The 24,337-nt window shown below is 68.9% G+C and carries 28 protein-coding genes; 24 read left to right on the top strand and 4 right to left on the bottom strand.

Annotated elements, in window-relative coordinates:
• The first annotated feature begins 56 nt into the window (after window positions 1–56).
• The 11 genes from folP to ACQUS7_RS01745 all read left to right on the top strand — a co-directional run bounded on the left by folP (window position 57) and on the right by ACQUS7_RS01745 (window position 9,570).
• Window positions 57–2,555 carry a dihydropteroate synthase gene (gene folP, locus ACQUS7_RS01795; protein ID WP_435144040.1) on the top strand — a complete coding sequence of 833 codons (2,499 nt, stop codon included), beginning with the start codon at window positions 57–59 and terminating at the stop codon, window positions 2,553–2,555.
• A complete protein-coding gene (locus tag ACQUS7_RS01790) occupies window positions 2,552–3,343 on the top strand; it encodes an RNase P subunit p30 family protein (RefSeq protein ID WP_435144037.1) in 792 nt (263 codons plus the stop codon). Before folP ends, ACQUS7_RS01790 begins: the two co-directional genes overlap by 4 nt.
• Window positions 3,327–3,986 (top strand): class I SAM-dependent methyltransferase, encoded by a 660-nt coding sequence (locus ACQUS7_RS01785; RefSeq protein WP_435144034.1) that lies wholly within the window; start codon window positions 3,327–3,329, stop codon window positions 3,984–3,986. Before ACQUS7_RS01790 ends, ACQUS7_RS01785 begins: the two co-directional genes overlap by 17 nt.
• A gap of 16 nt (window positions 3,987–4,002) precedes the next feature.
• On the top strand, window positions 4,003–4,488 hold the full coding sequence (locus ACQUS7_RS01780) for an Rpp14/Pop5 family protein (protein WP_435144031.1): 486 nt from the start codon (window positions 4,003–4,005) through the stop codon (window positions 4,486–4,488).
• 4 nt (window positions 4,489–4,492) lie between these two features.
• Complete coding sequence (gene psmA / locus ACQUS7_RS01775) at window positions 4,493–5,275, top strand: archaeal proteasome endopeptidase complex subunit alpha (protein ID WP_435144028.1); 783 nt, start codon at window positions 4,493–4,495, stop codon at window positions 5,273–5,275.
• A gap of 63 nt (window positions 5,276–5,338) precedes the next feature.
• Window positions 5,339–5,764 (top strand): GNAT family N-acetyltransferase, encoded by a 426-nt coding sequence (locus ACQUS7_RS01770; RefSeq protein ID WP_435144025.1) that lies wholly within the window; start codon window positions 5,339–5,341, stop codon window positions 5,762–5,764.
• 168 nt (window positions 5,765–5,932) lie between these two features.
• Window positions 5,933–6,994, top strand: a complete 1,062-nt coding sequence (locus ACQUS7_RS01765) for a glucose 1-dehydrogenase (RefSeq protein WP_435128332.1) — start codon at window positions 5,933–5,935, stop codon at window positions 6,992–6,994.
• Complete coding sequence (gene gfcR, locus ACQUS7_RS01760) at window positions 6,991–7,638, top strand: transcriptional regulator GfcR (RefSeq protein ID WP_435128334.1); 648 nt, start codon at window positions 6,991–6,993, stop codon at window positions 7,636–7,638. Before ACQUS7_RS01765 ends, gfcR begins: the two co-directional genes overlap by 4 nt.
• Window positions 7,631–8,455, top strand: coding sequence for a hypothetical protein (locus tag ACQUS7_RS01755; protein ID WP_435144021.1), 825 nt, complete (start codon window positions 7,631–7,633; stop codon window positions 8,453–8,455). The genes gfcR and ACQUS7_RS01755 overlap by 8 nt, the downstream gene beginning before the upstream one ends.
• A 101-nt stretch (window positions 8,456–8,556) precedes the next feature.
• Entirely contained in the window at window positions 8,557–8,904 is a 348-nt protein-coding gene (locus ACQUS7_RS01750) for a glutaredoxin family protein (protein WP_435128339.1), read from the top strand.
• Window positions 8,905–9,003: 99 nt separating this feature from the next.
• Complete coding sequence (locus tag ACQUS7_RS01745; RefSeq protein ID WP_435128341.1) at window positions 9,004–9,570, top strand: DUF7110 family protein; 567 nt, start codon at window positions 9,004–9,006, stop codon at window positions 9,568–9,570.
• Window positions 9,571–9,785: 215 nt separating this feature from the next.
• Here the strand turns inward: ACQUS7_RS01745 and ACQUS7_RS01740 are convergent, their stop codons facing one another.
• Entirely contained in the window at window positions 9,786–9,962 is a 177-nt protein-coding gene (locus ACQUS7_RS01740) for a DUF7501 family protein (RefSeq protein ID WP_435144016.1), read from the bottom strand.
• A 192-nt stretch (window positions 9,963–10,154) separates the two neighbouring features.
• On the opposite strand from ACQUS7_RS01740, the gene ACQUS7_RS01735 reads away from it, so the two are divergent.
• Window positions 10,155–11,123, top strand: a complete 969-nt coding sequence (locus ACQUS7_RS01735) for a phosphoadenosine phosphosulfate reductase family protein (protein ID WP_435128421.1) — start codon at window positions 10,155–10,157, stop codon at window positions 11,121–11,123.
• A gap of 88 nt (window positions 11,124–11,211) precedes the next feature.
• Here ACQUS7_RS01735 and ACQUS7_RS01730 read toward each other — a convergent pair whose 3' ends face one another.
• On the bottom strand, window positions 11,212–12,198 hold the full coding sequence (locus ACQUS7_RS01730) for a M48 family metallopeptidase (protein WP_435144013.1): 987 nt from the start codon (window positions 12,196–12,198) through the stop codon (window positions 11,212–11,214).
• Window positions 12,199–12,406: 208 nt separating this feature from the next.
• Here ACQUS7_RS01730 and ACQUS7_RS01725 point away from each other — a divergent pair, with 208 nt between their 5' ends.
• Both ACQUS7_RS01725 and ACQUS7_RS01720 read left to right on the top strand, forming a co-directional pair.
• Window positions 12,407–13,135 carry a diphthine--ammonia ligase gene (locus ACQUS7_RS01725; RefSeq protein ID WP_435144010.1) on the top strand — a complete coding sequence of 243 codons (729 nt, stop codon included), beginning with the start codon at window positions 12,407–12,409 and terminating at the stop codon, window positions 13,133–13,135.
• Window positions 13,136–13,190: 55 nt separating this feature from the next.
• Complete coding sequence (locus tag ACQUS7_RS01720; protein ID WP_435128430.1) at window positions 13,191–13,709, top strand: DUF21 domain-containing protein; 519 nt, start codon at window positions 13,191–13,193, stop codon at window positions 13,707–13,709.
• Between the two features lie 36 nt (window positions 13,710–13,745).
• On the opposite strand, the gene ACQUS7_RS01715 is transcribed toward ACQUS7_RS01720, so the two are convergent.
• Window positions 13,746–14,714 (bottom strand): sugar phosphate nucleotidyltransferase, encoded by a 969-nt coding sequence (locus ACQUS7_RS01715; protein WP_435144007.1) that lies wholly within the window; start codon window positions 14,712–14,714, stop codon window positions 13,746–13,748.
• A gap of 108 nt (window positions 14,715–14,822) precedes the next feature.
• Between ACQUS7_RS01715 and ACQUS7_RS01710 the strand changes: the two genes are divergently transcribed.
• Window positions 14,823–15,101: a transcriptional regulator gene (locus tag ACQUS7_RS01710; protein WP_435144004.1), complete on the top strand. Its 279-nt coding sequence runs from the start codon at window positions 14,823–14,825 to the stop codon at window positions 15,099–15,101.
• Between the two features lie 60 nt (window positions 15,102–15,161).
• Here ACQUS7_RS01710 and ACQUS7_RS01705 read toward each other — a convergent pair whose 3' ends face one another.
• A complete protein-coding gene (locus tag ACQUS7_RS01705; RefSeq protein ID WP_435145211.1) occupies window positions 15,162–15,851 on the bottom strand; it encodes a DJ-1/PfpI family protein in 690 nt (229 codons plus the stop codon).
• Window positions 15,852–15,987: 136 nt separating this feature from the next.
• Here ACQUS7_RS01705 and ACQUS7_RS01700 point away from each other — a divergent pair, with 136 nt between their 5' ends.
• The 9 genes from ACQUS7_RS01700 (at window position 15,988) to ACQUS7_RS01660 (ending at window position 24,310) form a co-directional block, all read left to right on the top strand.
• Window positions 15,988–16,266: a hypothetical protein gene (locus tag ACQUS7_RS01700; protein ID WP_435128438.1), complete on the top strand. Its 279-nt coding sequence runs from the start codon at window positions 15,988–15,990 to the stop codon at window positions 16,264–16,266.
• 141 nt (window positions 16,267–16,407) lie between these two features.
• On the top strand, window positions 16,408–18,468 hold the full coding sequence (locus ACQUS7_RS01695; RefSeq protein WP_435128441.1) for an ABC transporter substrate-binding protein: 2,061 nt from the start codon (window positions 16,408–16,410) through the stop codon (window positions 18,466–18,468).
• Between the two features lie 110 nt (window positions 18,469–18,578).
• The gene (locus ACQUS7_RS01690) at window positions 18,579–19,568 is read left to right on the top strand and encodes an ABC transporter permease (protein ID WP_435128444.1); all 990 of its coding nucleotides are present in this window, start codon (window positions 18,579–18,581) and stop codon (window positions 19,566–19,568) included.
• On the top strand, window positions 19,568–20,530 hold the full coding sequence (locus ACQUS7_RS01685; RefSeq protein ID WP_435128447.1) for an ABC transporter permease: 963 nt from the start codon (window positions 19,568–19,570) through the stop codon (window positions 20,528–20,530). The genes ACQUS7_RS01690 and ACQUS7_RS01685 overlap by 1 nt, the downstream gene beginning before the upstream one ends.
• Window positions 20,531–20,533: 3 nt before the next feature.
• Window positions 20,534–21,691: an ABC transporter ATP-binding protein gene (locus ACQUS7_RS01680; RefSeq protein WP_435128450.1), complete on the top strand. Its 1,158-nt coding sequence runs from the start codon at window positions 20,534–20,536 to the stop codon at window positions 21,689–21,691.
• On the top strand, window positions 21,661–23,049 hold the full coding sequence (locus tag ACQUS7_RS01675) for an ABC transporter ATP-binding protein (RefSeq protein ID WP_435128453.1): 1,389 nt from the start codon (window positions 21,661–21,663) through the stop codon (window positions 23,047–23,049). Before ACQUS7_RS01680 ends, ACQUS7_RS01675 begins: the two co-directional genes overlap by 31 nt.
• A gap of 5 nt (window positions 23,050–23,054) precedes the next feature.
• A complete protein-coding gene (locus tag ACQUS7_RS01670) occupies window positions 23,055–23,531 on the top strand; it encodes a hypothetical protein (RefSeq protein ID WP_435143998.1) in 477 nt (158 codons plus the stop codon).
• A complete protein-coding gene (locus ACQUS7_RS01665) occupies window positions 23,518–23,979 on the top strand; it encodes a hypothetical protein (protein WP_435128459.1) in 462 nt (153 codons plus the stop codon). Before ACQUS7_RS01670 ends, ACQUS7_RS01665 begins: the two co-directional genes overlap by 14 nt.
• 70 nt (window positions 23,980–24,049) lie before the next feature.
• Entirely contained in the window at window positions 24,050–24,310 is a 261-nt protein-coding gene (locus tag ACQUS7_RS01660) for a hypothetical protein (protein ID WP_435128462.1), read from the top strand.
• The last annotated feature ends 27 nt before the right edge of the window (window positions 24,311–24,337 follow it).

Here is a 24,337-nt window from a genome sequence, read left to right as displayed (position 1 = left end):
CGGTGACGTCGACGGAGTCCCGTTAGCCATAAGCGCGCGCCGCGAAACCGTCGGGTATGGAGTACTACGAGGCAGCGAACTTCCTCTTCGACCTCCGGCGCTTCCAGGTCAAGCCGGGCACCGACTCGGTGCGCGACCTGCTGGCGCACCTCGGTGACCCGCACGACGGCACCGACTTCGTCCAGGTCGCCGGGTCGAACGGGAAGGGGAGCGTCGCCCGGATGCTGGAGGCGACGCTCCGCGCGGACGGCCGCCGCGTCGGCCTGTACACGTCGCCGCACTTCGACGACCTCCGCGAGCGCGTCCGCGTCGACGGCCGGAAGGTGCCGGCGAGCGAAGTCGCGGCGTTCGTCGACGAGGTGAAGCCGTGGCTCGTCGACCGGGCCGCCGACGGCGAACCGCTGACGTTCTTCGAGGTCGTGACGGCGATGGCGCTGTGGCGGTTCGGCCGCGCCGACGTCGACGTCGCGGTGCTGGAAGTCGGGATGGGCGGCGAGTTCGACGCCACCAGCGTCGTTGACCCCGTCGCCGCCGCGGTCACGAACGTCTCGCTGGAGCACACGTCCGTCCTCGGCGACACCGTCGAGGAGATCGCGCGGACGAAAGCGAAGGTGGCGCCGGCGGACGCGCCGCTCGTCACGGCCACCGACGGCGTCGCGCTCGAAACGGTCCGCGACGTCGCCGGCGACGTGGTCACCGTCGGCGACGGCGCTCCCGGAGGCGGCGCCGAGGCCGGCGACGGCGCCGCGCCCGACGTGACGGCCCGGTACGAGGGCCGCGTCAGCCACCAGGAGGCGGCGGTGTCGCTCGCCGGCGACGACTGGTCGGTCGACGCCAGGATTCCGCTGCTCGGCGCGTACCAGGCGACGAACGCCGGCGTCGCCGCGGCGCTCGCGCGCCAGCTCGGCGTCGACGACGCGGCCGTGCTGCGCCGCGGCCTCCGGAACGCCCACTGGCCCGGCCGGTTCGAAGTGATGCGCACCGACCCGCTGGTCGTGCTGGACGGCGCGCACAACCCGGACGCCTGCGGGACGCTCGCGTCGACGCTCGCCGAGTTCGACTACGACGACCTCCACCTCGTCTTCGGCGCCATGCACGACAAGGACCACGACGAGATGGCGGCGGCGCTCCCCGACCCGGCGACGGTCCGGACCTGCGCGCCCCGAATCGACCGCGCGGAGGACCCGGAGGTGCTCGCCCGCGTCTTCGAGCGGGAGACCGGCGCCGACGTGACCGCCGCGGACGCCGTCGCGGACGCGGTCGCCGCCGCCCGCGACGCCGCCGCACCGGGCGACTGCGTGCTGCTCACCGGGTCGCTGTTCTGCGTCGCAGAGGCCCGCGCCGACTGGACCCGGAACGAACTTCCGAAGCGGGTGGAGTCGCGCGCCGACGCCGAGCGCGTGCTCGGCGGCACCGACGCGGCGCCCGACGCCGTCGAGCGCCACGTCGACGACGCGGTCCACCAGACGGTGAAGACGCGCGTCTCCGCCCGGCAGGCCGAGACGCTCGAAACCGCGTTCGTCGCGGCCGGCGGCGACTGCGTCAGGAGCGGCGTCGACGGCGGCGGCGAACTCCACGACGTCGTCCTGCTCGGTACGCGCGCCGAGTTCCGCGAGGCGCTCGCCGCCGTCGAGGACCGCGGCGACGGCCTCGCCGGCGTCGCGGCCGACCTCCGCGGCCGAGTCGGCCTCGACGACGACTCGGACGCCGACACCGGCACGGCCGACGACGCGTATCCGTGGGAGGACGGGACCGCGGTGATGGGCGTGCTGAACGTGACGCCGGACTCGTTCCACGACGGCGGCGAACACTTCAGTTACGAGGACGCCGTCGCCGGCGCGGAGCGGCTCGTCGACGCCGGCGTCGACGTCATCGACGTCGGCGGCGAGTCCACCCGGCCGGGCGCCGAGGCGGTCCCGGTCGACGAGGAGATTCAGCGCGTCACCCCCGTCATCGACGCCATCTCGGACGTGGACGCCCTGATTTCGGTGGACACGCGGCGCGCCGAGGTCGGGGAGGCGGCGCTGGACGCCGGCGCCGACATCCTCAACGACGTCACGGGGCTCGAAGACCCCGAGATGCGGTTTCTCGCCGCCGAGCGCGACGTCCCGGTCATCGTGATGCACAGCATCGACGCGCCCGTCGACCCGTCGACCGACGCGGAGTACGACGACGTCGTCGAGGACGTCGTCGACGAACTCACCGAGCGCGTGCTGCTCGCCGAGAAGGCCGGGATTCCGCGCGAGAACGTCATCGTCGACCCCGGCGTCGGCTTCGGGAAGTCGAAGCGCGAGAACTTCGACATCCTCGGCCGACTCGGCGAGTTCGCGGCGCTCGGCTGCCCGGTGCTGTTCGGGCACTCGCACAAGTCGATGTTCGAACTGGTCGGCGGCGAAACCGGGGACGCCGGCGCCGAAACCGTGGCGGGCACCGCGCTCGCCGCCGCCAACGGCGCCGACATCGTCCGTGTGCACGACGCCGCCGAGAACGTCCGCGCGGTCCGTATCGCCGCGGCCGCCGCGGACCCGTACGGCTTCGAGGTCGACGAACCGTGACCGACCGCGACGACGACGCGGCGGCCCCCTCGAACGGCGACGTCGAGGCCGGTCGTCCCGACGGCGCGCCCCGAGACCCTAACGCTGCCGGGCCGTACGAGGCCGTCTACGCCTACCCGGACGGCGACGCCACCGCGTCGCGGTACGCGAAGACGGCCCGCGAGTACGGCTTCGACGGCGTCGTCGTCCGCAGCCGCGGAAGCGAGTTCGACGCGGCGGCGCTCCGCGGCCGCTACGACGTCGACGTCGTCCCGGCGGTCGAGGTCGACGCCGACGAACCGACGTCCGCCAGCGGCGCGGTCGGGAACTTCCGCCCGGAGTTCCCGGTGGTGCTGGTGCGCGGCGGCACGGACGCGCTGAACCGGTTCGCCGTCGAGCAGGACCGCGTCGACGTGCTCGCCCGGCCGATGGACGGCGACGGCGACGTGAACCACGTGCTCGCGAACGCGGCGCGGGAGCACGGCACCCGCATCGAGTTCGACCTCGGGCCGGCGCTCCGGGCGACCGGCGGCGGCCGCGTGCAGGCGCTAAAGGGGCTGCGGAAGCTCCGCGAAATCGTGGCGGCCTGTGAGGCGCCGTACGTCGTGAGCGCCACGCCGCGCTCGCACCTCCAGGTCCGGTCGCCGCGGGAACTGGTGGCCGTCGGCGAGCGACTCGGCTTCGACGCGGCGTGGCTCCGCGACGGCCTCGCCGAGTGGGGACGGGTCGCGGCGCGGAACCGCGACCGGATGTCCGAGGAGTTCATTTCCCCGGGGGTCCGACGTGGCAGGTATGAAGAAGACGGTTGAGGAGCACGCCGAACGGTTCTCCGAACTGGCCGCCGAGTACGACGACTCCCAGACCCCTGAGTACCGCGCCTGCGCCGACCTCGTCGTCGAGCGAGCGAACCCGGGGCCGGCCGACACGGTGTTGGACCTCGGCTGCGGAACCGGCGCCATCGCGCTGGCGCTCGCGGACGACGCGAACCGCGTCCTCGGCCGCGACATCGCCGACGGGATGCTGGAGCAGGCCCGCGCCAAAGCGGAGGAGCGCGGCCTGACGAACGTCTCGTTCGACTACGGCGAGTTCCGCGACCCGAACGTCGACGAGCCGGTGCACGTCGTCACGTCGAACTTCGCGCTCCACCACCTCAGCGACGACGAGAAACGGGAGGCCATCGAGACCGTCGCGGCGCTCGACGGCGACACGACGCCCTCACGGAACGACTCCGTCGGGCCGCGCCGCGTCGTCCTGGGCGACGTCATGTTCTTCGAGGAGCCGGACCCCGACGAGCCGTTCTACAGCCCGGAGGTCGACGACCCCGCGACCGTCGGGACGCTCGTCGAGCAGTTCACGGACGCCGGCTACGCCGTCACGAACGTCGACCGCGTCCACGACCAGGTCGGCGTCATCACGGCCGAGCGCGTCGTCGCCAGCGGCCGGGAGGAGTGACCGGGGGGACCGAGCCGTGAAACACCTCCCGAAGCACCTCCGGCCGCGGTGGCGGTATCTCGCCGTCGGCCTCGAAGCGGAGCCGGACGCCTCGATTTCGCGCGGCGCGATGCAGCGCGAAATCTGGTACGCCGCTCAGAACCTCCTCGGCGACCCGGGGAGCGCCGACGCGGACGCGACGCTCGTCCGCTTCCGGTTCGACGGCGGCGCCGGCGAGTGCGTCGTCCGCGCCCGGCGCGGGGAGGTGGACGCCACCCGGGCCGCGCTGGCGTGCGTCTCCGCGGTCGGCGACGACGCGGTCGGCGTCCGGGTGCGCGGCGTCTCCGGCACGATTCGTGCGTGTGAAGAAAGGTATTTAGGACACGCGGGCGGAGTAACTGACGAGAGAACCGTCGTGTTCGCGGGCGACCGCCGAACCGGGTACGAGCGCCGGGCGGGCGCGGTCGACGTCGACACCCCGGCGGGGGTCGTGGGCGCGACGGACGCCGACATCTCCGAGTGATATCATGCAGGGTCAAGCCCAACAGCAGGCGTACGACCGCGGGATTACCATCTTCTCCCCGGACGGACGTCTCTACCAGGTCGAGTACGCCCGCGAAGCGGTGAAGCGCGGGACGGCGAGCATCGGTGTACGAACGGCTGACGGCGTCGTGCTGGCGGCGGACAAGCGCTCGCGGTCGTCGCTGATGGAGCCCGAAAGCATCGAGAAGCTCCACAAGGTCGACGACCACATCGGCATCGCCTCCGCCGGCCACGTCGCCGACGCCCGGCAGCTCATCGACTTCGCGCGCCGGCAGGCGCAGGTCAACCGGCTGCGCTACGGCGAGGCGATGGGCATCGAGACGCTGACGAAGACCGTCACCGACCACATCCAGCAGTACACGCAGGTCGGCGGCGCGCGCCCGTTCGGCGTCGCGCTCATCGTCGGCGGCGTCGAGAACGGCGAGCCGCGGCTGTTCGAGACGGACCCGTCCGGGACGCCCTACGAGTGGAAGGCGCTGTCCATCGGCGCCGACCGCACCGACGTCCGCGACCGGCTCGAAGCGGGGTACAGCGAGGACATGGGTCTCGAGGCCGGCATCGAACTGGCGCTCTCCGCGCTCGCCGAGACGAACGACGGGAGCTTCCAGCCCGACGGCGTCGGCCTCGCCACCATCGAGGCCGAGGCGCCGCAGTACGTCGCCCACGACGAGGCGAGCGTCGAGGGCTACCTCGACGAGTTCGACCTCCTCGCCGACGAGACCGACGAGCAGGACGTCGCCGAGGACGGCGACGCGGACGACCAGTAACGACGCGGACCGGGCGTCGCTCCGACGCCGACCTTTTTGCGCGGCCGGCGCCCACGAGCGGGCATGTCGAGGTACGAACTCCGGGACGGCGCGCCGTCGGTCGACGACTTCCAGCGGCTCCGCGCCGCGGCCGACATGGCCGCTCGGCCCCGCGACGGCGTCGAACGCGGCCTCCCGAACAGCCTGTACGTGGTCAGAGCCGTCGCCGTTCCGGACGTCGCCGACGCCGACGGGGAGGTGGTCGGGATGGCGCGCGTCGTCGGCGACGGCGGCAGCGTCTACCACGTCTGTGACACGGCGGTCCACCCGGACCACCAGCGCAGCGGACTCGGCACCCGGATGATGGAGGCCGTCGTCGACTGGCTCCGCGAGGACGCCCCGGCCGGCGCGTACGTCAATCTCATGGCGGACGTTGACGGCTTCTACGAGCGGTTCGGTTTTCGGGAAACCCGGCCGGCGTCGAAAGGGATGTTTCTCCGGGTGGAGTGAGGGTCGGCGGACGCGTCGGGCCGCGGCGACACGGGTTCGGTGGGCGGCCGTCCGCCGTCAGGTGATGGGAGTGGACGACTCGGCGCTGGACGGCCGACGCCCGCCGACGGCCTGTTCTTTACTCACGATAGAATAAACCTTTTGTCGAGGGGTCGGTTCGGTCCACGCATGCACGCAGTCGCTGTCCGGCGCGGCGAGACCGCGCCGACAGTCATCGAGAAGCCCGAGCCGGAGCCGGCGGACGGCGAGGCGCTCGTCCGGACGCTCCGCGTCGGCGTCGACGGCACCGACCACGAAGTGCTCTCCGGTGGCCACGGCGGCTTCCCGGAGGGCGAAGACCACCTGGTTCTCGGCCACGAGGCCGTCGGCGTCGTCGTCGACGCCAACGGCACCGACCTGGCTGAGGGGTCGCTGGTCGCGCCGACCGTCCGCCGCCGACCGAACGGCGAGAACGACTACTTCGCGCGCGGCGAACCCGACATGGCGCCGGAGGGCGACTACGTCGAACGCGGCATCGTCGGCGCGCACGGCTTCATGGCCGAATACTTCACCAGCCCCGCCGAGTACCTCGTGCCGGTTCCGGAGTCGCTCGCCGAGTACGGCTTCCTCGTCGAACCGGCCTCCATCACCGAGAAGGCCGTCGAACACGCCTACGCGAGCCGGAGCGCCTTCGACTGGGAGCCCTCGTCGGCGATGGTGCTCGGCAACGGCAGCCTCGGCCTGCTCACGCTCGAAATGCTCCGGGACGACTTCGACCGGCTGTACTGTCTCGGCCGCCGCGACCGCCCGGACCCGACCATCGACGTCATCGAGTCCGTCGGCGCGACGTACGTCGACTCCCGCGAGACCCCGGTCGGCGACGTCGCCGACGAGCACGAGGGGATGGACTTCGTCTACGAGGCGACCGGCTACGCGAAACACGCCTTCGAGACGGTCCACGCGCTCGCACCGAACGGCGTCGGCGCGCTGCTCGGCGTCCCGAGTTCGTGGGAGTTCGAGGTCGACGGCGGCGCCATCCACGAGGAACTGGTGTTGCACAACAAGGCGCTCGTCGGCTCCGTGAACTCCAACGTCGGCCACTTCGAGGCGGCCGCCGAAACGCTCGACGCCATGGACCGGTCGTTCCTCGACGACCTCGTCACCGGCGTCTACGGACTCGACGACGTCGACCGGGCGTTCCGGGACGACGACACCACTATCAAGACGGCCGTCGAACTCGGTACGCTATGAAGAACGTCGACGACCTCATCGACGACGCTGCGGAGTTGGCCGAACGCGGACTCTCGAAGGGCGAGATCGCGGACGAACTCAACGTCTCCCGGGAGACCGCGTCGTGGCTCGTCGAACGCTCCGGCGCCGACACCGCCGGCGCGGGCGAGTCCGCCGAACCGCCGCAGGCCGCCAACGGCCCGCAGGACATCCACGTCGACTGGTCCGCGGTCGGCCGGGACTCCACGCGGCTCACCCACGTCGGACGCGCGATGGCCGACCTGCTCGACAAGGAGGGCGAGTCGGTCGACCTCACGGTCGGCATCGAGAAAGCCGGGACGCCGCTGGCGACGACCATCGCCCGCGAACTCGACACGGACATGGCCGCGTACGCGCCCGCGAAACACCAGTGGGAGGAGGGCGACATCGACGAGCGCGGCGGCGGCTTCTCCCGGAACTTCGCGACCATCCGCGGCCGCGAGTGCTACGTCGTCGACGACACCGTCACCTCCGGGACGACGCTCACCGAGACCGTCGAAGCGGTCAAAGAGGAGGGCGGCAAGCCGGTCGCCTGCGTCGTCATCGTCGACAAGCAGGGGCTCGACTCCGTGGCGGGCGTCCCGGTCTACTCGCTCATCAACGTCGTCGGCGTCGGCCGTGACTGACGACGGAGCACCGTCCGCAGTCACCTGGGAATTCGCAGCCGACGCCGACCCGGTCGTCCGAACGCTTCTCCTCGCCGGATTCGGCCTGCTCGCCGGGCCGGTCGTCGCCCTCCTCGCGGCGCTGACGTGGGCCGCGTTCACCGCCGCGCTCGGCGGTGATTTCACGCTCGTCGCCGCCGCCGCCGCGGTCGTCGCCGTCGGAATCGCTCTCAACCGCGCGCAGCTCGCAGCGCTCCGCGAGTCGGACGTGTCGCTCCCGGCCGTCGGTCGGTGGCGCGCCGCCGCCGCGCTGCTCGTCGGCGCCGGCGTCCACGCCGCCGCAGCCGCACTCGGCGTTCCGCCGCTCTGGCCGCTGCTCGGGCTCGGCGCAGCGCTCGCCGTCCTCGCGGGCCTCCTCGCCGGTGAGGGCTCCGTCGACCCGGCCGCCGGGACAGTCGAGTACGCGGGAGTCGAACTGCCGGTCGACTCGGTTCGGTCGCTGCGGTCGCTTCGCGTCGGCGACCGGGTGGCCGTGTTGCTGCGGTTCCGCCCGGGAGTCCCCGAATCCGCCCGGTACGCGACGTTCTCGGCGGCCGCGTTCGACGCGGCGGAGCCGCTGTTGCGCCCGACGGACCCGGACGACGAACCGGATTCGGACCCGGACCGCCTTCCGCGACCGGTCCGGACCGTCGCAGCCCTGTTCGGCGTCGGCTGTCTCGGGGTCGGCGCTGCGGTGCTGCTCGTGGCTCCCCGGGCAGGAAACCCGGTGGCCGTCTACGCGGCGGCGTTCGCCGGGCTGTTCGGCGGCGTCTTCCTCTGGTACGCCACGACTGGGTGAGGCGGAGCGGCGAGGGACGCGGCCGCAAGGTCAGCGTCGGGAACTGCGTCGTTCCGCACCGCGTCGCAACGCCTTTCAGGACGTGCGACCAACTCACGGGTATGACATTCCAGCCGGAGAGCGAACTGTCGGCGGACGAGGTCCGCGAAAACGTCGACGACGCCATCGCGAACAACGACGTCGTGCTGTTCATGAAGGGGAACCGGCTGATGCCGCAGTGCGGCTACTCCAAGCGCGCCGTCGAACTCATCAGCGGCCACGTCGACGAGTTCGAGACCATCGACGTGCTCCCGGCGCTCGACGAGTACCGCGCGGCGCTGTCGGAACACAGCGACTGGGAGACCATTCCGCAGACGTTCGTCGACGGCGAGTTCGTCGGCGGAAGCGACATCCTGGCGGAGCTGGACGAGCGCGGCGAACTCGGCGAGACGCTGGCCGGCGACGCCTGACGCGGAGGGCAGACGATATAAGCCCACGGCGCGTACGTACAGCCGAACAGCTGTCCGACCCGGTCACGAACCCCCACCGTTCCCACTCATCCACCCACAATGACAGGTCGCGTATTCCGACTACATTCGACGCTCGAACTGCCACTCGAAGACCTCCAGGACTACTTCGACGACGACCCGGAGCTTCCCGACGCCATCGACGCGGTCGACATCACCCGGCGAAACAACACGCTGATACTGAAAGCCGTCTCCGACGACGAGGAGATCAGCAAGTACACGCCCACCGCTCAGCTCAAAGCCAGCGTCTCCGAAACCCGGGTGTACGAGGAGGAGCCGCCGAAAACAGGCGGCGGCTGGATGCAGGAGGAAGAGGAGGAGATTCCGAGTGAACTCGTCGAGTTCGCCTGCTTCAAGGGCGACCGCGAGACCGTGCTCCAGAACACGGCGCTGCAGTACCCGATGTTCGAGGTGCTGCGGAACATCGCGCTGCTCTCGGAGAAGGGCACTCTCACGGCCATCACCGAGTACGACGATCAGCTGCACGCCCACCGCATCGTCGAGGGCGAAGAGCGGCCCGCGAGCGTCGAAGTCGTCGAGAACCCGGCGCAGAACGAAGCCGGAAACGGCGGCGTGAACTGGCGCGACAACAAGTTCATCTCGGACTAACCGCGGCCTCACGGCGGACGCGACCGGTTTTCTCCCGCTGGCGTCGAATCGGCGAGCAGCCGCAGCAGTCACGGCGTGACCGCCGTAGTCCAGCCTGTTAGTCGCCGGCGCTGCTCGGCGTCCGACAGCCGCCGCAGAAGTGAGCCCGTCCGAACGCAGCGCACCGAGCGCTCCTCGGGCCGCTTGGACCGCCAGTGCGGCGGGGGACCCCCCGTTCAGCCGGACCAGCCGGCGGTCATGTCGTCGGAGACTGCGCTGCGCCACTCCTCGAACTCGGCGTTGCAGTCCGGGTTCTCGTCGAGGTGGATGACGAATCCGTTGCCGGGGGAGCGGAGTTCGGTGCCGCAGAACGGGCACGTGTTCGGGTCGGTCCAGGTTGCGCTTGCTGCCATGGGCGGGACTCGCGAACGAGTAAATATAAGCGCTGTCTACATACGGATTATGCCGATACCATGTGATAATACACCACTAATATACTAGTTTCCGGTAGCCGCTGATATACCTCTCCGTCCACGAACCGCGTGACAGTGACACACAATTCGGCAGTCACAAGACCTTTTACGCCGTAATTACATCTCATTACTATGCCCGAGGACTTCCCCGAGTACCTCGACGTCGACTACACGGACGGCGAGGGAGAGACGCCGGGCGACTACCCGTCGCTCGAACACAAGATGGAGAAGGCCATCGAGGTCACCCGCATCGGCCTGCAGGAGTACGAAAACCCGGCGGTGATGTGGACCGGCGGAAAGGACTCCACGCTCACCCTCTACTTCGTGAAGGAGGTGTGCGAGCAGTTCGACCTCGAACTGCCGCCGACGGTGTTCATCGACCACTACCAGCACTTCGAGGAGATCCACGACTTCGTCGACCACTGGGCCGACGAGTGGGACCTCGACGTCATCTACGCCCGCAACGAGGACGTCGGCGAGTACGTCGAGGAGAACGACCTCGAACCGGGCGACGACATCCCGGTCGACGCGCTCTCCGAGCACAACCAGCACCACGTCCGCGACATCCTCGAATACGAGGAGGACACGTTCCCGTTCCTGCTCGACACCTACGTCGGCAACCACCTGCTGAAGACGGTGGCGCTCAACGACACGCTGGAGTCGCACGACATCGACGGCATCGTCTCCGGCGTCCGCTGGGACGAACAGGAGGCGCGCGCCGACGAGACGTTCTTCTCGCCGCGGCACGACCCCGACATCTACCCGCCGCACGACCGCATCCAGCCGATTCTGCAGTTCGACGAACGCGCGGTCTGGGACGCCTTCTGGAACTTCGTCGTCCCGGACACCGTCGAAGGCTACCCGGAGGGCCACGTCCCGCAGTCGGACACCGACCTTCCCGACGGCGTCACCCAGAGCGACGTCCCGGTGTCGCCGAAGTACTTCGCCGGCTTCCGCTCGCTCGGCAGCGAAGTCTCCACCGAGAAGACGACGAAAGAGCCCGCGTGGCTCCAGGACATCGAGAACACGACCGAGCGCGCCGGCCGCGCCCAGGACAAAGAGGACCTGATGGAGCGCCTGCGCGACCTCGGCTACATGTAACGCCCGCCGGACACCACTCGAACCCGTCGGGCCGAACACCCCGAATCGCTCCGTAGACTTTTCCGCAGAAGCGCCCCGGCAACGCGAGCTACCTGCTCCGGACCGGGACCGTCGTCCACCGACCCTGTACGGTGCCGCTGTTCGACGCGCCGGCCCGCTCCGCCTTCTCTCGGAGCCGCTCCACGCGTTCGTCCAGCGGCGGATGCGTCGACAGCAGACGCACCAGCGGATTGTCGGACCGGTCGCCCGCGTTCGGCGAGAGCGGCGCGAGCGGGAACGACGCGGACGCGGCCCGGTCGATTTTCGTGAGCGCCCGCGCCAGCGCCAGCGGCTTCCCCGTCACCTCGACGGCGCGGTCGTCCGCGGCGTGCTCCTGCCGCCGCGAGTACGTCCGGACCGCGACGGTCAGTCCGAGCAGCAGCAGCGTCAGCCCCTGCGCCAGCCAGATTCGCAGCCGGCCCGGAGCCGTCCGGTGCCACTGCCCCGGTCGGCCGTACAGCAGCGCGAGCCCCTTCGCGAAGCCGCCGGCGACGAATCCGACCGGGGCGAGCGCGAGCGCGACGACCCCGATGAGCGTCTGAGCCGCGCTGTAGCCGAGCGTCTGGACGAAGCCGTCGCGTCCCTCGATGTGCGCGAACTCGTGGGCGAGCACCGCCTCCAGTTCGTCGTGGTCGAGCAGCCGGAACAACGACGCGTCGACGACGAGCGTCGGATTCCGGCCGCCGAGCGCGAGCGCGTTCGGCTCGCCGAGCCGCGCCACGTACACCGGGGGCGACACGTCCATCGCCTCGGCGAGCCGGTCGCGAATCGCGTACACGCCCGGCGCGCGCTCCCGCGGCAACTCCCGGGCGTCGAGCCCGGACAGCGCCTGCCCGGTGCCGAACCGGTACGTGAAATAGCCCGACACCAGCGTCATCGCGACGAGCCACGCGGCGAACGTCGGCAGGTCCGGCCGGTGCGCCCAGACGACCTGCGCGAGGAGGTACAGCAGGTACGCCGCCGCGGCGTACACCGTCATCGTCGCGACGCCGACGGTCGCCATCGCGGCGCGCAAGCCGAAACTGACGCGTCCCATGGGTCGTCGTACGCGGGTTTCACCCGAAACGCTGTCGGTGGCTCCGAGCCGCGCTCCCGCGGCCCAGCGGCCGAGCGGCCACACCGCCACGTGACCGTGACTTTCACCGATGCCGCCACGTCGACCTTCACCGATTCCGCCACGTCGACCCGGTCCGGAGGCGCCCGTGACCGTCACCGGTAAATCGGCGCCGCCGCCTACAGTCGGTATGACCGACGACGCGACCCGCGGCGGCGCGTGGGTGAGCCTGTTCTCCGGCGGCAAGGACTCCTCGTGGGCGCTGTACCGCGCGCTCGAATCCGGCCTCCCGGTGGAGCGGCTGCTGACCGTTCACACCACCGGCGACTCGTACATGTACCACGTCCCGGAGACCGAACTCGCCGGGCTCGCCGCGGAGAGCATCGGCATCCCGCTCGTCGAGGTCGAACCGGACGACTTCCGTGCCGCCGACGCCGTCGACTCCGCGGCGCAGGGCGACGCGGAACTCGAACCGATGGAGGCGGCGCTCCGCGACCTCGACGCGGACCTTTCGGTCGCCGGCGTCACGGCCGGCGCGGTCGAAAGCGAGTACCAGACGTCCCGAATCGAGGCGATGTGCGACCGGCTCGGAATCGACCTGTTCGCGCCGCTGTGGCAGCGCGACCCGATGACGCTCGCCGAGGAGATGCTGGACGCCGGCTTCGAGGTGACGATTCTGCAGGTCGCCGCCGCCGGCCTCGACGAGTCCTGGCTCGGCCGCAGCCTCGACCGCGACGCGCTCGCGGACCTCGCCGACCTCCACGACGAGTACGGCGTCCACGTGCTCGGCGAGGGCGGCGAGTTCGAGACGTTCGTGACGAACGGCCCGCACATGGACCGCGGCATCGAACTGGAGTACGACACCGAGTGGAGCGGGAACCGCGGCCGGATTCGCGTCACCGACGCACGCCTCGACTAGCGGCGACCAAAAGCGCCGACCAAACCGGTTTGTACGTACCACCCGAGCACCGAGTATGCCGGAACTCATCGTGGTCGCCGCGGGTGTCACTGCGACCGTGCTACTGCCGGCGTGCAGCGCGTTCTTCTCCTCGGCGGAAATCGCGATGTTCTCGCTGACGCCGGAGTGGATTCGCGACCGCGCGGCGTCGGGCGACGGGCGCGCCGAACGGCTCGAACTGCTCCGGAGCGACCCGCACCGGCTCCTCGTCACCATCCTCGTCGGCAACAACGTCGTGAACGCCGCCGTCTCGAGCATCGTCACGGCGCTTCTGGTGTCGTCGCTGCCGAACGGTCTCGCCGTCGCCGTCGCGACGGTGGTCGTCAGCGCAATCGTGCTGGTGTTCGGCGAAATCGTGCCGAAGGCGTACGGGCTCGGCAACAAGGAGACGTGGGCGCTGACCGCGACCGACCCGATTCGGTACGTCGAACGCGGCCTGTCGCCCGTCGTGTCGGTGTTCGACGCGGTGACCCGGTGGCTGGCGGCTCACGTCGGCGGCAACGGCGAAATCGAGCGGCTCGTCCTCGACGAGTGACCGGAGCGGCTCGTCCGGCGAAGGCGCGGCCGAGGCTCAGTCGCCGTTCGTCAACTGCGAGTGCGCGCCGATGAGCGCCCCCGACAGGTCGAGCCCCTCGACGGTGGTCTCCTCGTCGATGATGCTGTGGCGGACGTCCGCGTTCCGGATGGTCGCGTTCGGGAACACGACGCACTCGGTGAGCGCCGAGTCGACGACCTCAGCGCCTTCCATGACGTGGACGTTCTCGCCGAGCACGGTGTTCTTCACGGTCGCGTCCGGGTCGACCAGGGTGTCGCCGTCGAGGCTCCACGCGACCGCGTCGAGGTACGACTCCGGCGTCCCGATGTCGAACCAGGCGCCGTCGAACGTGAACGCGTACACCTCGTCGTTCTCCTGGAGCCACTGCATGAACCAGCCCGGCTCGTCGGGGTTGTTGCCGTCCGAGAGGTACGTCTCGAACAGCGGCAGCGTCTCCGCCGGGAACGCGTAGCAGGCGATGGAGACGAGCGTCGAGTTCGGGTTCTCGGGCTTCTCCTGGAAGTCGACGACGCGGTCGCCGTCGAGTTGGACGAGGCCGTAGCTCTTCGCGAGCTCCTTCGAGCCGACGTCGTAGGCGGCGAGCGCCGGCGCCGATTTCGTCTCGAAGAAGTCGACGAAGTCGGCGACGTCGAACGAGATGAGGTTGTCGCCGGCGACCACGACCAGGTCGTCGTCGACGCCCTCGCGGTCGATGAGCTGTGCGAGCGCGCCGACCACGCCGAACTTCTCGGACTCCTCGCTGGTGTCCTCGACGGACACCGTCGGCTTCTCGAAGTCGGAGTCGGCGAGGTACGTCTCGAACTCCGGCGCGAACCGCTCGTTCGTCGAGACGAACACCTCGTCGATTCGGTCGTCGGCTTCGAGGTCCTCGAACACGTCGTCGATGACGGTGCCGTCGCCGACCGGGAGAAACATCTTGGGTCGGTGCCGCGTGATCGGCCAGAGCCGCGTAGCGTAGCCGCCAGCGAGCACGACTGCCTTCATGACCGGTAGTTCCTCGGGGGGTGAATAAGGCCTTTTTGTATCGGAGTCCCGAGGACGTCGCCGCCGCGACCCGAAACCGATTCACGCCGGCGACACCTCAGCGGCGGTATGCCCGAGCGGACGACCCGGCAACGAATCGCGGACGCGCTCCGCGACCGCGCCGCGGCCGGCAGCGACCTCGCCGACGAGTTCGACACGACGCGCCCGCAGGTGTACCAGCACCTCCGGCACGTCGCCCAGTCGCTCGACGAGGAGGAGCTCCTGGTGGCGCCGCCGGAGTGTCGAGACTGCGGCTTCGACGGCTTCGACGACCCGCTGAACTACCCGTCGCGCTGCCCCGAGTGCAGGAGCGAGCGAATCGCGGAGCCGACGTTCACCATCGAATAGCGAGCGGACCGCGGCTCACACACCCGACTCGGACCGGACGTCGGACCGCGGACAGCCCGGTCAGTCGTCGTCGACGCCGAGTTCGTCGAGCAGCGCGTCAGCCGCCGCACCGGACGACTCAGGCCCGCGTGCCGTGACCAGGTCGCCGTCGACGGTGACGCTGGCGTCGGCGTCTAGCTCGGCGTCCCAGTCCGCGCCGGCGGCCACCACTTCGTCTTCGACCCAGTACGGGAGCTTCCGGCCGTCCGGAAGCCGGTCGCGGTCGTCGACGATTCCCTCCTCCCACTCGTTCGGGAACCCGGTGACGTCGCGGCCGTCGACGAGGAAGCCGCCGTCCGCGTCGCGCGTGTACGCGAGAATCCCGACGGCGTGGCACACCACGAGCGCGGTCCCGTCGTCGCCGTCGACGGCGGTCCGGAGCGCGGCGCGTGCGTGGCTGTCCTGATTGACGTCCCACTCGGTGCCGTGCCCGCCGGGGAACACGACGGCGTCGTAGTCCGCCGCGTCGACGTCGGCGACGGGAACCGGGTCGGCGAGCCGGTCGTCGGTCTCGTGGATTTCCCGGACTCGCTCGGCGGTCTCTTCGCCGACGTTCTCCGGGTCGACCGAGCGCTCGTCGATGCTCGGCGGCGACCCGGTCGGCGTCGCGACGGTGACGTCGACGCCGGCGTCGGTGAGCGCGGTGAGCGGCGCCGTACACTCTTCGCCCCAGTACCCCGATTCGCTGACGATGAACAGCGCGTTCGTCATGGCGACTCCCCGTTCGGGTTCCAGCCGGTAAGTTCCCGCGTTCGCGTCCTCCGATTCGGGAACCACGATTCTGGGCTCGGTCCCGACGCGGCGGCCAGCCCGGTTCATTTATCGGGCACGTCCGAGAAAGACGGGTATGGCAGTCGGCACGCGAACGGTTCTCGCGCTCATCGGCGGCGTGGTCCTCTCTGTCGGCGTCTTCCTCCACGCGACGGGTCGGAAGGCGGCGGGGCTGGGGGCGTTCGCCGTGGGCTTTCTGACGGCGGGCGGGTGGGCGCTGATGAGCGCGGCGCTGGCACGGCAGGGGGCCGCGGGTCCGCCGGCGGAGACGTATCTGGCGGCGGGGGTCGCTGCACTTACACTCGCCCTTTATTTCGCGATAGAATCGAGGAAAGAACTGTTCGGACGGGAATAGCAGGCAACTCCTCTCTATGGCGGCATCATAATCGCCGGACAGCGACGGGTCGGTCAGGTGGGGCTGTCATACCCACATGTATTGATACCCCATGGGTAGAATCCACAACGTTAAGTGTGACATGGAATAACGGGGTTGCGTATGTCCGACAACCAATCCGACTCCGGGCGGCGGCGGTTCCTCAAGGGGACCGGCGTCGCGGCTGTGTCACTCGGCCTCGCCGGGTGTTCGCAGGGTGGCGACGACTCGAACACGACGTCACCGCCGCAGACGACGACGGCGGACCAGACGCCGACGGCGGCGTCCGGCGGTAACGTACCAGAAGGAGGCATTTTCACGCTGGGACTCGGCACCCCGCCGAAGGGGCTCAACCCCCTGTCGACGAACTCGGCGTACTCCAGCATCATGTACAACCTCTGTTACGAGTCAGGGGCTTCCATCGACCCGGTCAACTTCGAGATGCACCCCAACGTGTTCACCGACTGGAAGTACGAGAAGGTGGACGACGGGGACGCCGACAGCAACGAAGACACCAACGTCGACGTCTTCTTCAACGTCCGTGACGGCCTGACGTGGAACGACGGGAAGGAGCTCACCGTCGACCAGGTCATCTGGTCGTACAACTACATGATCGAGGCGAACCCGGGGAACTGGGCGAGCTACCTCGCTCCGATCAACTCCGTGGAGGCCGCAGACAGCAGCGACTGGGACGCGGTCATCCACATGAACAAGCCGGTCGGGACGTTCGCGTACCAGCAGCTCGGCATCCCGATCCTCCCGAAGCACGTCTGGGAGAACGTCGACGACTACAAGACGTACCAGCCCAGCAAGAACGGCGGCCCCATCGGCCTCGGCCCGGGCGTCGTCACGAAGTACCAGCCGGACACGGCGGTCGAAGTCAGCTTCGCCGAGCGGAAAGGCGACTACAAGCTCGGCTCGCTCAGCTGGCGCGAGGACGTCCAGGGAATCATCTCCGGCGGCCCGTTCCTCGACGCGGTCCGGTTCAAAATCTACGGCAGCACCTCCGCGAAGACGCAGGCGTTCATGGAGGGAACCGTCGACTCGCTGTACAGCACCATCCGGACCTCGAAGGTCGACGACGTGAAGGAAGCCCAGGGCAAGTCGCTCGTCAAAGGCTCCGCGACGTCGTACTCGCACTACTCGTTCAACCTCCGCAGGAAGCCGCTCGACGACCTGCCGTTCCGGCAGGTGTTCGGCTTCTGCTACGACGACGTCTACTGGACACAGCGGCTCCAGCGCGGCTACGTCTACGAGGGCGACTTCCCGATTCCGCCGGGATACAAGTCCGTCCGGCCGGACGCCAACTCCGAAAGCGGCGTCCTCGACGGCGGTGCATCGCAGGCGTTCCACTTCCGGCAGAGCGCGCCGGGCGTCCCTGACGTCGCCGCGATACGGAAGTTCCTGACCGAGGGCAAAATGATCACCGGCGACGGCGGCACGTACGCCGGCAAGGAGTACCCCGGCAGCTACACCGGCGTCAACGCGTCCCAGAGCGAGCCGAAACACGACTACAGCTTCGGCCCGGTGAAGTCGCAGGTGCTGAAGGAGAACCAGAACGTCGACAAGGAGATCCGCGTCAACGGGAAGACCATCACGGAGATGCGCGGCGAGCCGATGAAGCTGCTCGTCTACCCGGCGAAGGACTCGCCGCAGACCGCGAAGATGGTCGAGAACTACATCAACGCGCTGCAGCAGGTCGGCATTCCGATCAAGCGCAAAGTGATGTCGTTCAACACCATGACGACGCGTGTGTACTACGAGGAGGACTTCGACGTCTACCCGATGAGCTGGACGAACCTCTCACCGTTCGGCGTCGGTTCCATGTACGGCCTGTTCCACAGCAGCCAGGCCGACGACCACTCGGTCGCCGAATCCGAGGGGCAGAAGAAGAACATGGACTCGTTCCGCTCGAACGCCATGGGGTACGGGCTGTTCGAGGACGCGACCGCCGACAAGCTCATCGAGCAGGCGCAGCAGTCGCTCGACGCGAAGAAGCGGAACAAGCTGGCGAGGCAGGCCATCGAACGGATCTACCTCGACTTCCCGTCGATGATCGTCAGCTACGACAAGATGAACTGGCCGGTCAACAGCGCGAAGTGGTCCGGCTTCCTCGGTAACATCGCCGGCCCCGGCGACACGTACCTGGGGACGCAGTTCCTGCAGATCCACAAGAAACAGTAGGCCGGGTCAGCCGGCTTCAGCCGGCTCGAACCCCCGGTTTTACGAACCGATTCAACACATTCATATCGGCCTGCAACGATGTATCCATACCTCACGCGGTCTGACAACGCATGACCAGAATCAGTGGACGGTATCTCGCGAAACGAATCGTCATTTCGTACCTCACGCTCCTCGTCATCATGAGCCTCCTGTTCGTGCTCCTCCGCAGCATGCCGGGGTCGTTCATCTCCAGCATGATCACGCCGGACATGACGGCGGCGCAGGTGAAGCGCATCCGGGAGACGTGGGGACTGAACGAACCGCTGTGGAAGCAGTACCTCAACTTCATGGTGAACTACCAGACCGGGAACTTCGGCCGGTCGCCGACCTACAAGGTCCCGGTCTGGCAGCTCATCATCCGCCGGATGCCGCGGACCCTCGTCCTGTTCGGCTCCACGTTCATCATGGGGTACATCATCGGCCCGCTCATCGGGATGTACCTCGGCTGGTGGCGCGGAACCACCCGGGACAAGAGCATCTTCAGCAGCTCGCTGCTGGTGTACTCGATGCCGAGCTTCTGGATCTCCTGGATGTTCATCTGGGTGTTCAACTACCACTTCGACCTGCTGCCGAGCGCCTACATGTTCACGCAGTTCCCGAAGTTCGAGTGGACCGCCTTCACCGTGATGCGGGACGTCCTGTACCACATCGCGCTCCCGATAATGAGCCTGACGTTCATCGGCTGGGTCGGCGCCATGCTCATCATGCGCCCCACGATGAACCAGGTGACCGACGAGGGCTACGTGTTCCTCGCGGAAGCCAAGGGGCTGTCCGAACGAACCGTCATGATCAAACACGCCGCGCGGAACGCGCTCATCCCGGTGGCGACCGGCGCCATCGTCGGGCTGGCGTTCCTCATCGACGGCGCCGTCATCGTCGAGAACGTGTTCAACTGGCCGGGGATGGGGCAGATCATCGTCTCGGCCGTACTGAACCTCGACTTCCCGGTCGCACAGGCCGCGTTCTTCATGATCGCGGTGCTCATCGTCCTGATGCGGCTCGTCACGGACGTCGTGTACACGTACCTCGACCCGCGCATCAAGTTCGGTGAAGGTGAATAATGGCTGCAGAAACCTCAGACCACGACTCCGCCGTCGAATCGATCAAGCGCCGCTGGGAGCCGCGAATCGAGCGGTTCCGGCGGGGCTGGGACCGCTACACCGAACACAAGATCGGCGTCCTCGGCATCGTCATCCTCGTCATCTACGCGCTGTGGTCGCTGTTCCCGGCGCTGTTCGCGCCACACTCGCCGGAGTGGGTCGCGTACCTCGGGGAGCCGCCGATTAAGTCGCGGCTGACGGCCGAACAGATTCGGACGCTGCCGCATCCGCCGGCGTTCGGCGACCCGTTCTTCGCGCCGCTCGGCACGAACGCGAACGGCACCGGCATCGCGACGCTCATCGTGTACTCGGCGCAGACCGCGATGTACATCGGTATCGCCGCCGGCCTCCTGTCGAGTCTCGTCGGCGTTCCGCTCGGACTCATCTCCGGGTTCTACGGCGACACCTGGATCGACGAGACGATTCAGCGGTTCGTCGACGTGATGTACGGCCTGCCGTTCCTGCCGTTCCTCATCGTGCTCGTCGCGGTGCGCGGCATCACGACGACGAACATCATCATCGGCATCGCCGTGACGTCGTGGCTGAACAACTGCATCACGGTCCGCGGGGAGACGCTGTCGCTGAAAGAGCGGTCGTACGTCGAGTCCGCGAAGGTCGCGGGCGCGAGCGACACCCGCATCATCTTCCGGCACATCATGCCGAACGTCCTGCCGCTGTCGTTCGTCTACCTGGCGCAGGACGCCGCCGGCGCGGTGCTGGCGCAGGCGTCGCTGGCCTACCTCGGGCTCGCCGACTTCACGGCGTTCTCGTGGGGGCTGATGTTGCAGAACATCAAAACGGCCGGCTACGTGTTCGAGGCGTGGTGGTGGCTCATCCCGCCGGGTATCGCGCTGATGCTGCTCGCCGCGGCGTTCTACTTCATCGGCTTCTCGATGGAGGACGTCACCAACCCTCAACGATAATCTATGACGCTACTCGAAGTCAACGACCTCTCGGTACGGTACGCGGTGGACGACGGGTCGGCGGTGCACGCCACCGACGGCGTCTCGTTCACCGTCGAGCGCGGCGAAACGTACGGGCTCGTCGGCGAGTCCGGCTGCGGGAAGACGACGCTCGCGAAGAGCCTCATCCACCTGCTGGACTCGAACGGCTACATCGAGTCCGGCAACGTCTGGTTCGACGGCACGCTCCCGCAGTGGGAGAACGACGCCGGCGAGCCGCGCCGCGAACTCGTCGAGGACGACAGCTACCCGATCCGCGAGGACGGAATGACCGACCTCGCACAGCTCACCGACAAACAGATCCGCGACATCCGGTGGCGGAACATCGCGCTCATCCCGCAGTCGGCGATGAACGCGCTGAACCCGGTGTACAAGGTCGGCGACCAGATCACGGAGGCGATTCTCCGGCACGAGCCGGAGACGACCAAAGCGGAGGCCGACGACCGCGCACGCGACCTGCTCGAACGGGTCGGCATCGAACCGGACCGCGCCGACGACTACGCCCACCAGTTCTCCGGCGGCATGAAACAGCGCGCCGTCATCGCGATGGCGATGGCGTGCAGCCCGGACATGCTCATCGCGGACGAGCCGACGACGGCGCTGGACGTCATCATCCAGGACCGCATCCTGGAGGAGCTCGAAAACCTCCAGGAGGAGTTCGGCGTCTCCATCATCACAATCAGCCACGACATCTCGGTGATGGCCGAAATCTGCGACCGGATGGCCGTCATGTACGGCGGCAAGGTGATGGAGTCCGGCCCGAAATCCGAGATTTTCGAGTCGACGTCGAACCCGTACACGCTCGGCCTGAAGAACTCGTTCCCAACCATCACGGAGTCCGACCAGGACCTCGTGTCGATTCCGGGGACGCCGCCGACGCTCCGAGACCCCGATGAGGGGTGCCGGTTCCGCGAACGGTGCCCGTTCACGGTTGAGGAGTGTCACACCAGCCACCCGCCGATGTACAGCGTCGAGGAAGCCGCCGAGACGGGGCGGCTCTCCGAGGCGGCGAACGAACGCAGCCACCGGTCGGCGTGCTACCGGCTCGGTGACCTCGAACAGCTTCGCAGCCAAGCAATCCAGGAGGAAACATGGACGGAACAGACGATCGAGAGCCACTAGTCGAAGTCGAGGGCGTCAGGAAGCTGTTCGGCACCTCACAGGGGGTCGTCGACACCATCCTGGGCCGCGAGCCGCAGCCGGTCCGCGCCGTCGACGACGTGTCGTTCACCATCAACAAAGGCGACATCGTCGGCATCGCGGGCGAGTCGGGCTGCGGGAAGACGACGCTCGGCAAGCTGCTCGTGAAGCTGTACGAGCCGACCGAGGGGACGATTCGGTTCGACGGCACGGACATCACGGAGCTGACGAAACAGGAGGAACGCGACTTCCGCCAGCGGGTCCAGATGATCTTCCAGGACCCGTTCGAGTCGCTGAACCCGCGGATGACGGTGTTCGACACTATCGCGGAGCCGCTGAAAATCAACGACATGGTCCAGGACTACGAGGAGCGCCGCGAGCGCGTCCGGACCGTGCTCAACGACGTCGGGCTCGCCCCGGCGGAGGTGTACCTCGACGCGTTCCCGGACGAGCTCTCCGGCGGCGAGCGGCAGCGGGTCGCCATCGCCCGGGCGCTCATCGTCGACCCGGACTTCGTCGTCGCCGACGAGCCGGTGTCGATGCTCGACGTCTCCATCCGGGCGGGCGTCCTGAACCTGATGAAGGAGCTCCAAGACGAGTACGACCTCACGTACCTGTTCATCAGCCACGACCTCTCACTCATCCGGTACATGTGCGACCGCGCCGGCATCATGTACCTCGGCAACATGATCGAGCGCGGCCCGACGGACGACGTCATCGACGACCCGCAGCACCCGTACACGGAGGCGCTGTTCGACGCGGTGCCGGACGTCGAACTCGGCGAGAACCGCCGGCGTGCGAACGCGACCGGCGAGGTGCCGTCGCCGCGGAATCCGCCGTCCGGCTGTCGGTACCATCCGCGGTGCGCGCACATCATCCCGCCGGACGACTGGCGGGGGAGCCAGGAGGCGTTCCGGCGCGCGTACCAGTTTAAGCTGAAAACCCGGCGCGGTGACCTCGACGCCTCCGCCGCCGACGCAGACGCGCCGAATCCGGCGCAGGACCTCGTCGAGCAGGGGCTGACGCTCGACGTCCCCGATGAGTACCTCAGCGAGACCGAGGTCGAAACCGGCGGGCACCGCGTCGACCTCGCCGACGTCGACCTGCCGCAGGACGGCCGCGACGCGCTGTTCGACGCCGCGGAGTCCCTGCTCGACGGCGACCGCGACGCCGCCCTCGACGCGCTCGACGGAACCGTCACGACGGTCTGCGAGACGGAGCATCCGGAGCCGCGGCCCGTCGGCACGCGCAGCGTCGCCTGCCACCTCTACGACGCCGGCGACGACTCCATCGGCGACGGCACCGACGGCGGTGTCACGGCGGCGCCGACGGAGGACTGACCTGGATGGTACGGTCCCCGCGCTCACAGACCGCCCTGCTGGCCGCGCTGGCCGCGCTCGCTCTCCTCACGGTCGCCGCGTTCGCCCCGACGTTCGGGTCGGCGCTCACCTGGCAGAACAGGGACACCGTCTCCGTTTCGGCCGAGCAGTACGCCGTCGACGGCGGCGAGACCCCGACGATGACCGTCACGTTCGCCGTCGACAATCCGACGCGGCGCCGGGTCACGGTCGTCGGCGCATCGCTCGTCGCCTACGACGGCCCGGCACCGCACGGCGACGACGCGGCGTTGACGGTGCCGCGGTCGGCGTCGGTGCCGCGAACGACGGTTCCGGCCGGCGACACCGGGACCGTGACGGTGGTCATGGACGTCCCGAACAGCGGCGTCGACCGGGCGCGTCAGGCGGTCCGTTCGGGCCGAGCGGACGTCTCCGGGTCGCTTCGGCTGCAACTGGCCGGGAGGGAGTTCGATGTCGACGTCTGACCGGCTTCGCCGAGCGGTTCGGCGGCCGGCGGCGGCCTCCTACGGCGGGACGCTCGAACGGGCCGTCGCGGTCGCGTTCGTCGGCGTCGTCGCCGGCGTCGTCGGCGCGCTGTCGATGTACGTGTTCAGGCTTCAGGGGTTCGCGCCGACGTGGGCGTCGTCGACGCTGATGGCCGGCGTCGCCGTCGCTTCGGGGCTGCTCGTGAAACTGCTGTGCGAGGAGCTCCGCGCCAGCATCGCTGCGCTCTGTCTCGCCTCGGTGGTCGGCGCCGCGGTCGCGGTCGCGGTGAACACTGCGCCGTACTTCCTCCTGGACATTCCGACGCTCGGCGGCCTCGTGATGCTGCCGGCGATCGGGAACGCGCTCACGTTCGCGCTGTTCGGACAGTTCCCGCTGCAGGCCGGCGGCTACCTCGTCGGCGTCGTCTACGACGGCATGTACGCGTAGCCGCCCCGTCGCTGCCGCGGCCGCGTCGGCGACGACAGTTCTTTCCCGGGCCGCGGGCAACGTCGGGTCGATGCCGAAGGAGATTCCGACGGGCGAGAAGTCGGTCCGCGAGCGCGGGACGTACGCCAACGACGGCGACGACCCCACGCTGGCGTCGTACCTCTCGTCGCTGTTCTTCGTGCTCTCGGTGCCGACGCTCGTCACCGGCGCGTACGCCGGCTACTGGGCCGGCTTGTACCCGGAGCCGACCGTCGTGCCGGTGTTCGCCGGCCTGTTGGTCGCCGCGCTGCTCGCCGCCTTCGCCGTGATGCACGTAACGACCGGCCGGTGACGGCTCGCGTCCCGGGCAGCTGACGCA

The sequence above is a fragment of the Halobaculum sp. P14 genome (assembly GCF_051195155.1).
Taxonomy (GTDB): domain Archaea; phylum Halobacteriota; class Halobacteria; order Halobacteriales; family Haloferacaceae; genus JBNTKA01.
The sequence above is the reverse complement of the archived record's forward strand: the minus strand, read 5'-3'. Positions and strand labels throughout refer to the sequence as shown.

Excerpts from the sequence above, each read along its gene's own strand:
- gfcR (WP_435128334.1), top strand. The coding sequence starts at position 6,991 with ATGAAGAACGTCGACGACCTCATCGACGACGCTGCGGAGTTGGCCGAA.
- ACQUS7_RS01735 (WP_435128421.1), top strand. The coding sequence starts at position 10,155 with ATGCCCGAGGACTTCCCCGAGTACCTCGACGTCGACTACACGGACGGC.
- ACQUS7_RS01675 (WP_435128453.1), top strand. The coding sequence starts at position 21,661 with ATGGACGGAACAGACGATCGAGAGCCACTAGTCGAAGTCGAGGGCGTC.
- ACQUS7_RS01660 (WP_435128462.1), top strand. The coding sequence starts at position 24,050 with ATGCCGAAGGAGATTCCGACGGGCGAGAAGTCGGTCCGCGAGCGCGGG.
- ACQUS7_RS01715 (WP_435144007.1), bottom strand. The coding sequence starts at position 14,714 with ATGAAGGCAGTCGTGCTCGCTGGCGGCTACGCTACGCGGCTCTGGCCG.
- folP (WP_435144040.1), top strand. The coding sequence starts at position 57 with ATGGAGTACTACGAGGCAGCGAACTTCCTCTTCGACCTCCGGCGCTTC.
- ACQUS7_RS01700 (WP_435128438.1), top strand. The coding sequence starts at position 15,988 with ATGGCAGTCGGCACGCGAACGGTTCTCGCGCTCATCGGCGGCGTGGTC.
- ACQUS7_RS01765 (WP_435128332.1), top strand. The coding sequence starts at position 5,933 with ATGCACGCAGTCGCTGTCCGGCGCGGCGAGACCGCGCCGACAGTCATC.
- ACQUS7_RS01770 (WP_435144025.1), top strand. The coding sequence starts at position 5,339 with ATGTCGAGGTACGAACTCCGGGACGGCGCGCCGTCGGTCGACGACTTC.
- ACQUS7_RS01695 (WP_435128441.1), top strand. The coding sequence starts at position 16,408 with ATGTCCGACAACCAATCCGACTCCGGGCGGCGGCGGTTCCTCAAGGGG.
- ACQUS7_RS01705 (WP_435145211.1), bottom strand. The coding sequence starts at position 15,851 with ATGACGAACGCGCTGTTCATCGTCAGCGAATCGGGGTACTGGGGCGAA.
- ACQUS7_RS01740 (WP_435144016.1), bottom strand. The coding sequence starts at position 9,962 with ATGGCAGCAAGCGCAACCTGGACCGACCCGAACACGTGCCCGTTCTGC.
- ACQUS7_RS01685 (WP_435128447.1), top strand. The coding sequence starts at position 19,568 with ATGGCTGCAGAAACCTCAGACCACGACTCCGCCGTCGAATCGATCAAG.
- ACQUS7_RS01750 (WP_435128339.1), top strand. The coding sequence starts at position 8,557 with ATGACATTCCAGCCGGAGAGCGAACTGTCGGCGGACGAGGTCCGCGAA.
- ACQUS7_RS01665 (WP_435128459.1), top strand. The coding sequence starts at position 23,518 with ATGTCGACGTCTGACCGGCTTCGCCGAGCGGTTCGGCGGCCGGCGGCG.
- ACQUS7_RS01690 (WP_435128444.1), top strand. The coding sequence starts at position 18,579 with ATGACCAGAATCAGTGGACGGTATCTCGCGAAACGAATCGTCATTTCG.
- ACQUS7_RS01710 (WP_435144004.1), top strand. The coding sequence starts at position 14,823 with ATGCCCGAGCGGACGACCCGGCAACGAATCGCGGACGCGCTCCGCGAC.
- ACQUS7_RS01785 (WP_435144034.1), top strand. The coding sequence starts at position 3,327 with ATGAAGAAGACGGTTGAGGAGCACGCCGAACGGTTCTCCGAACTGGCC.
- ACQUS7_RS01745 (WP_435128341.1), top strand. The coding sequence starts at position 9,004 with ATGACAGGTCGCGTATTCCGACTACATTCGACGCTCGAACTGCCACTC.
- ACQUS7_RS01730 (WP_435144013.1), bottom strand. The coding sequence starts at position 12,198 with ATGGGACGCGTCAGTTTCGGCTTGCGCGCCGCGATGGCGACCGTCGGC.
- psmA (WP_435144028.1), top strand. The coding sequence starts at position 4,493 with ATGCAGGGTCAAGCCCAACAGCAGGCGTACGACCGCGGGATTACCATC.
- ACQUS7_RS01720 (WP_435128430.1), top strand. The coding sequence starts at position 13,191 with ATGCCGGAACTCATCGTGGTCGCCGCGGGTGTCACTGCGACCGTGCTA.
- ACQUS7_RS01680 (WP_435128450.1), top strand. The coding sequence starts at position 20,534 with ATGACGCTACTCGAAGTCAACGACCTCTCGGTACGGTACGCGGTGGAC.
- ACQUS7_RS01725 (WP_435144010.1), top strand. The coding sequence starts at position 12,407 with ATGACCGACGACGCGACCCGCGGCGGCGCGTGGGTGAGCCTGTTCTCC.
- ACQUS7_RS01670 (WP_435143998.1), top strand. The coding sequence starts at position 23,055 with ATGGTACGGTCCCCGCGCTCACAGACCGCCCTGCTGGCCGCGCTGGCC.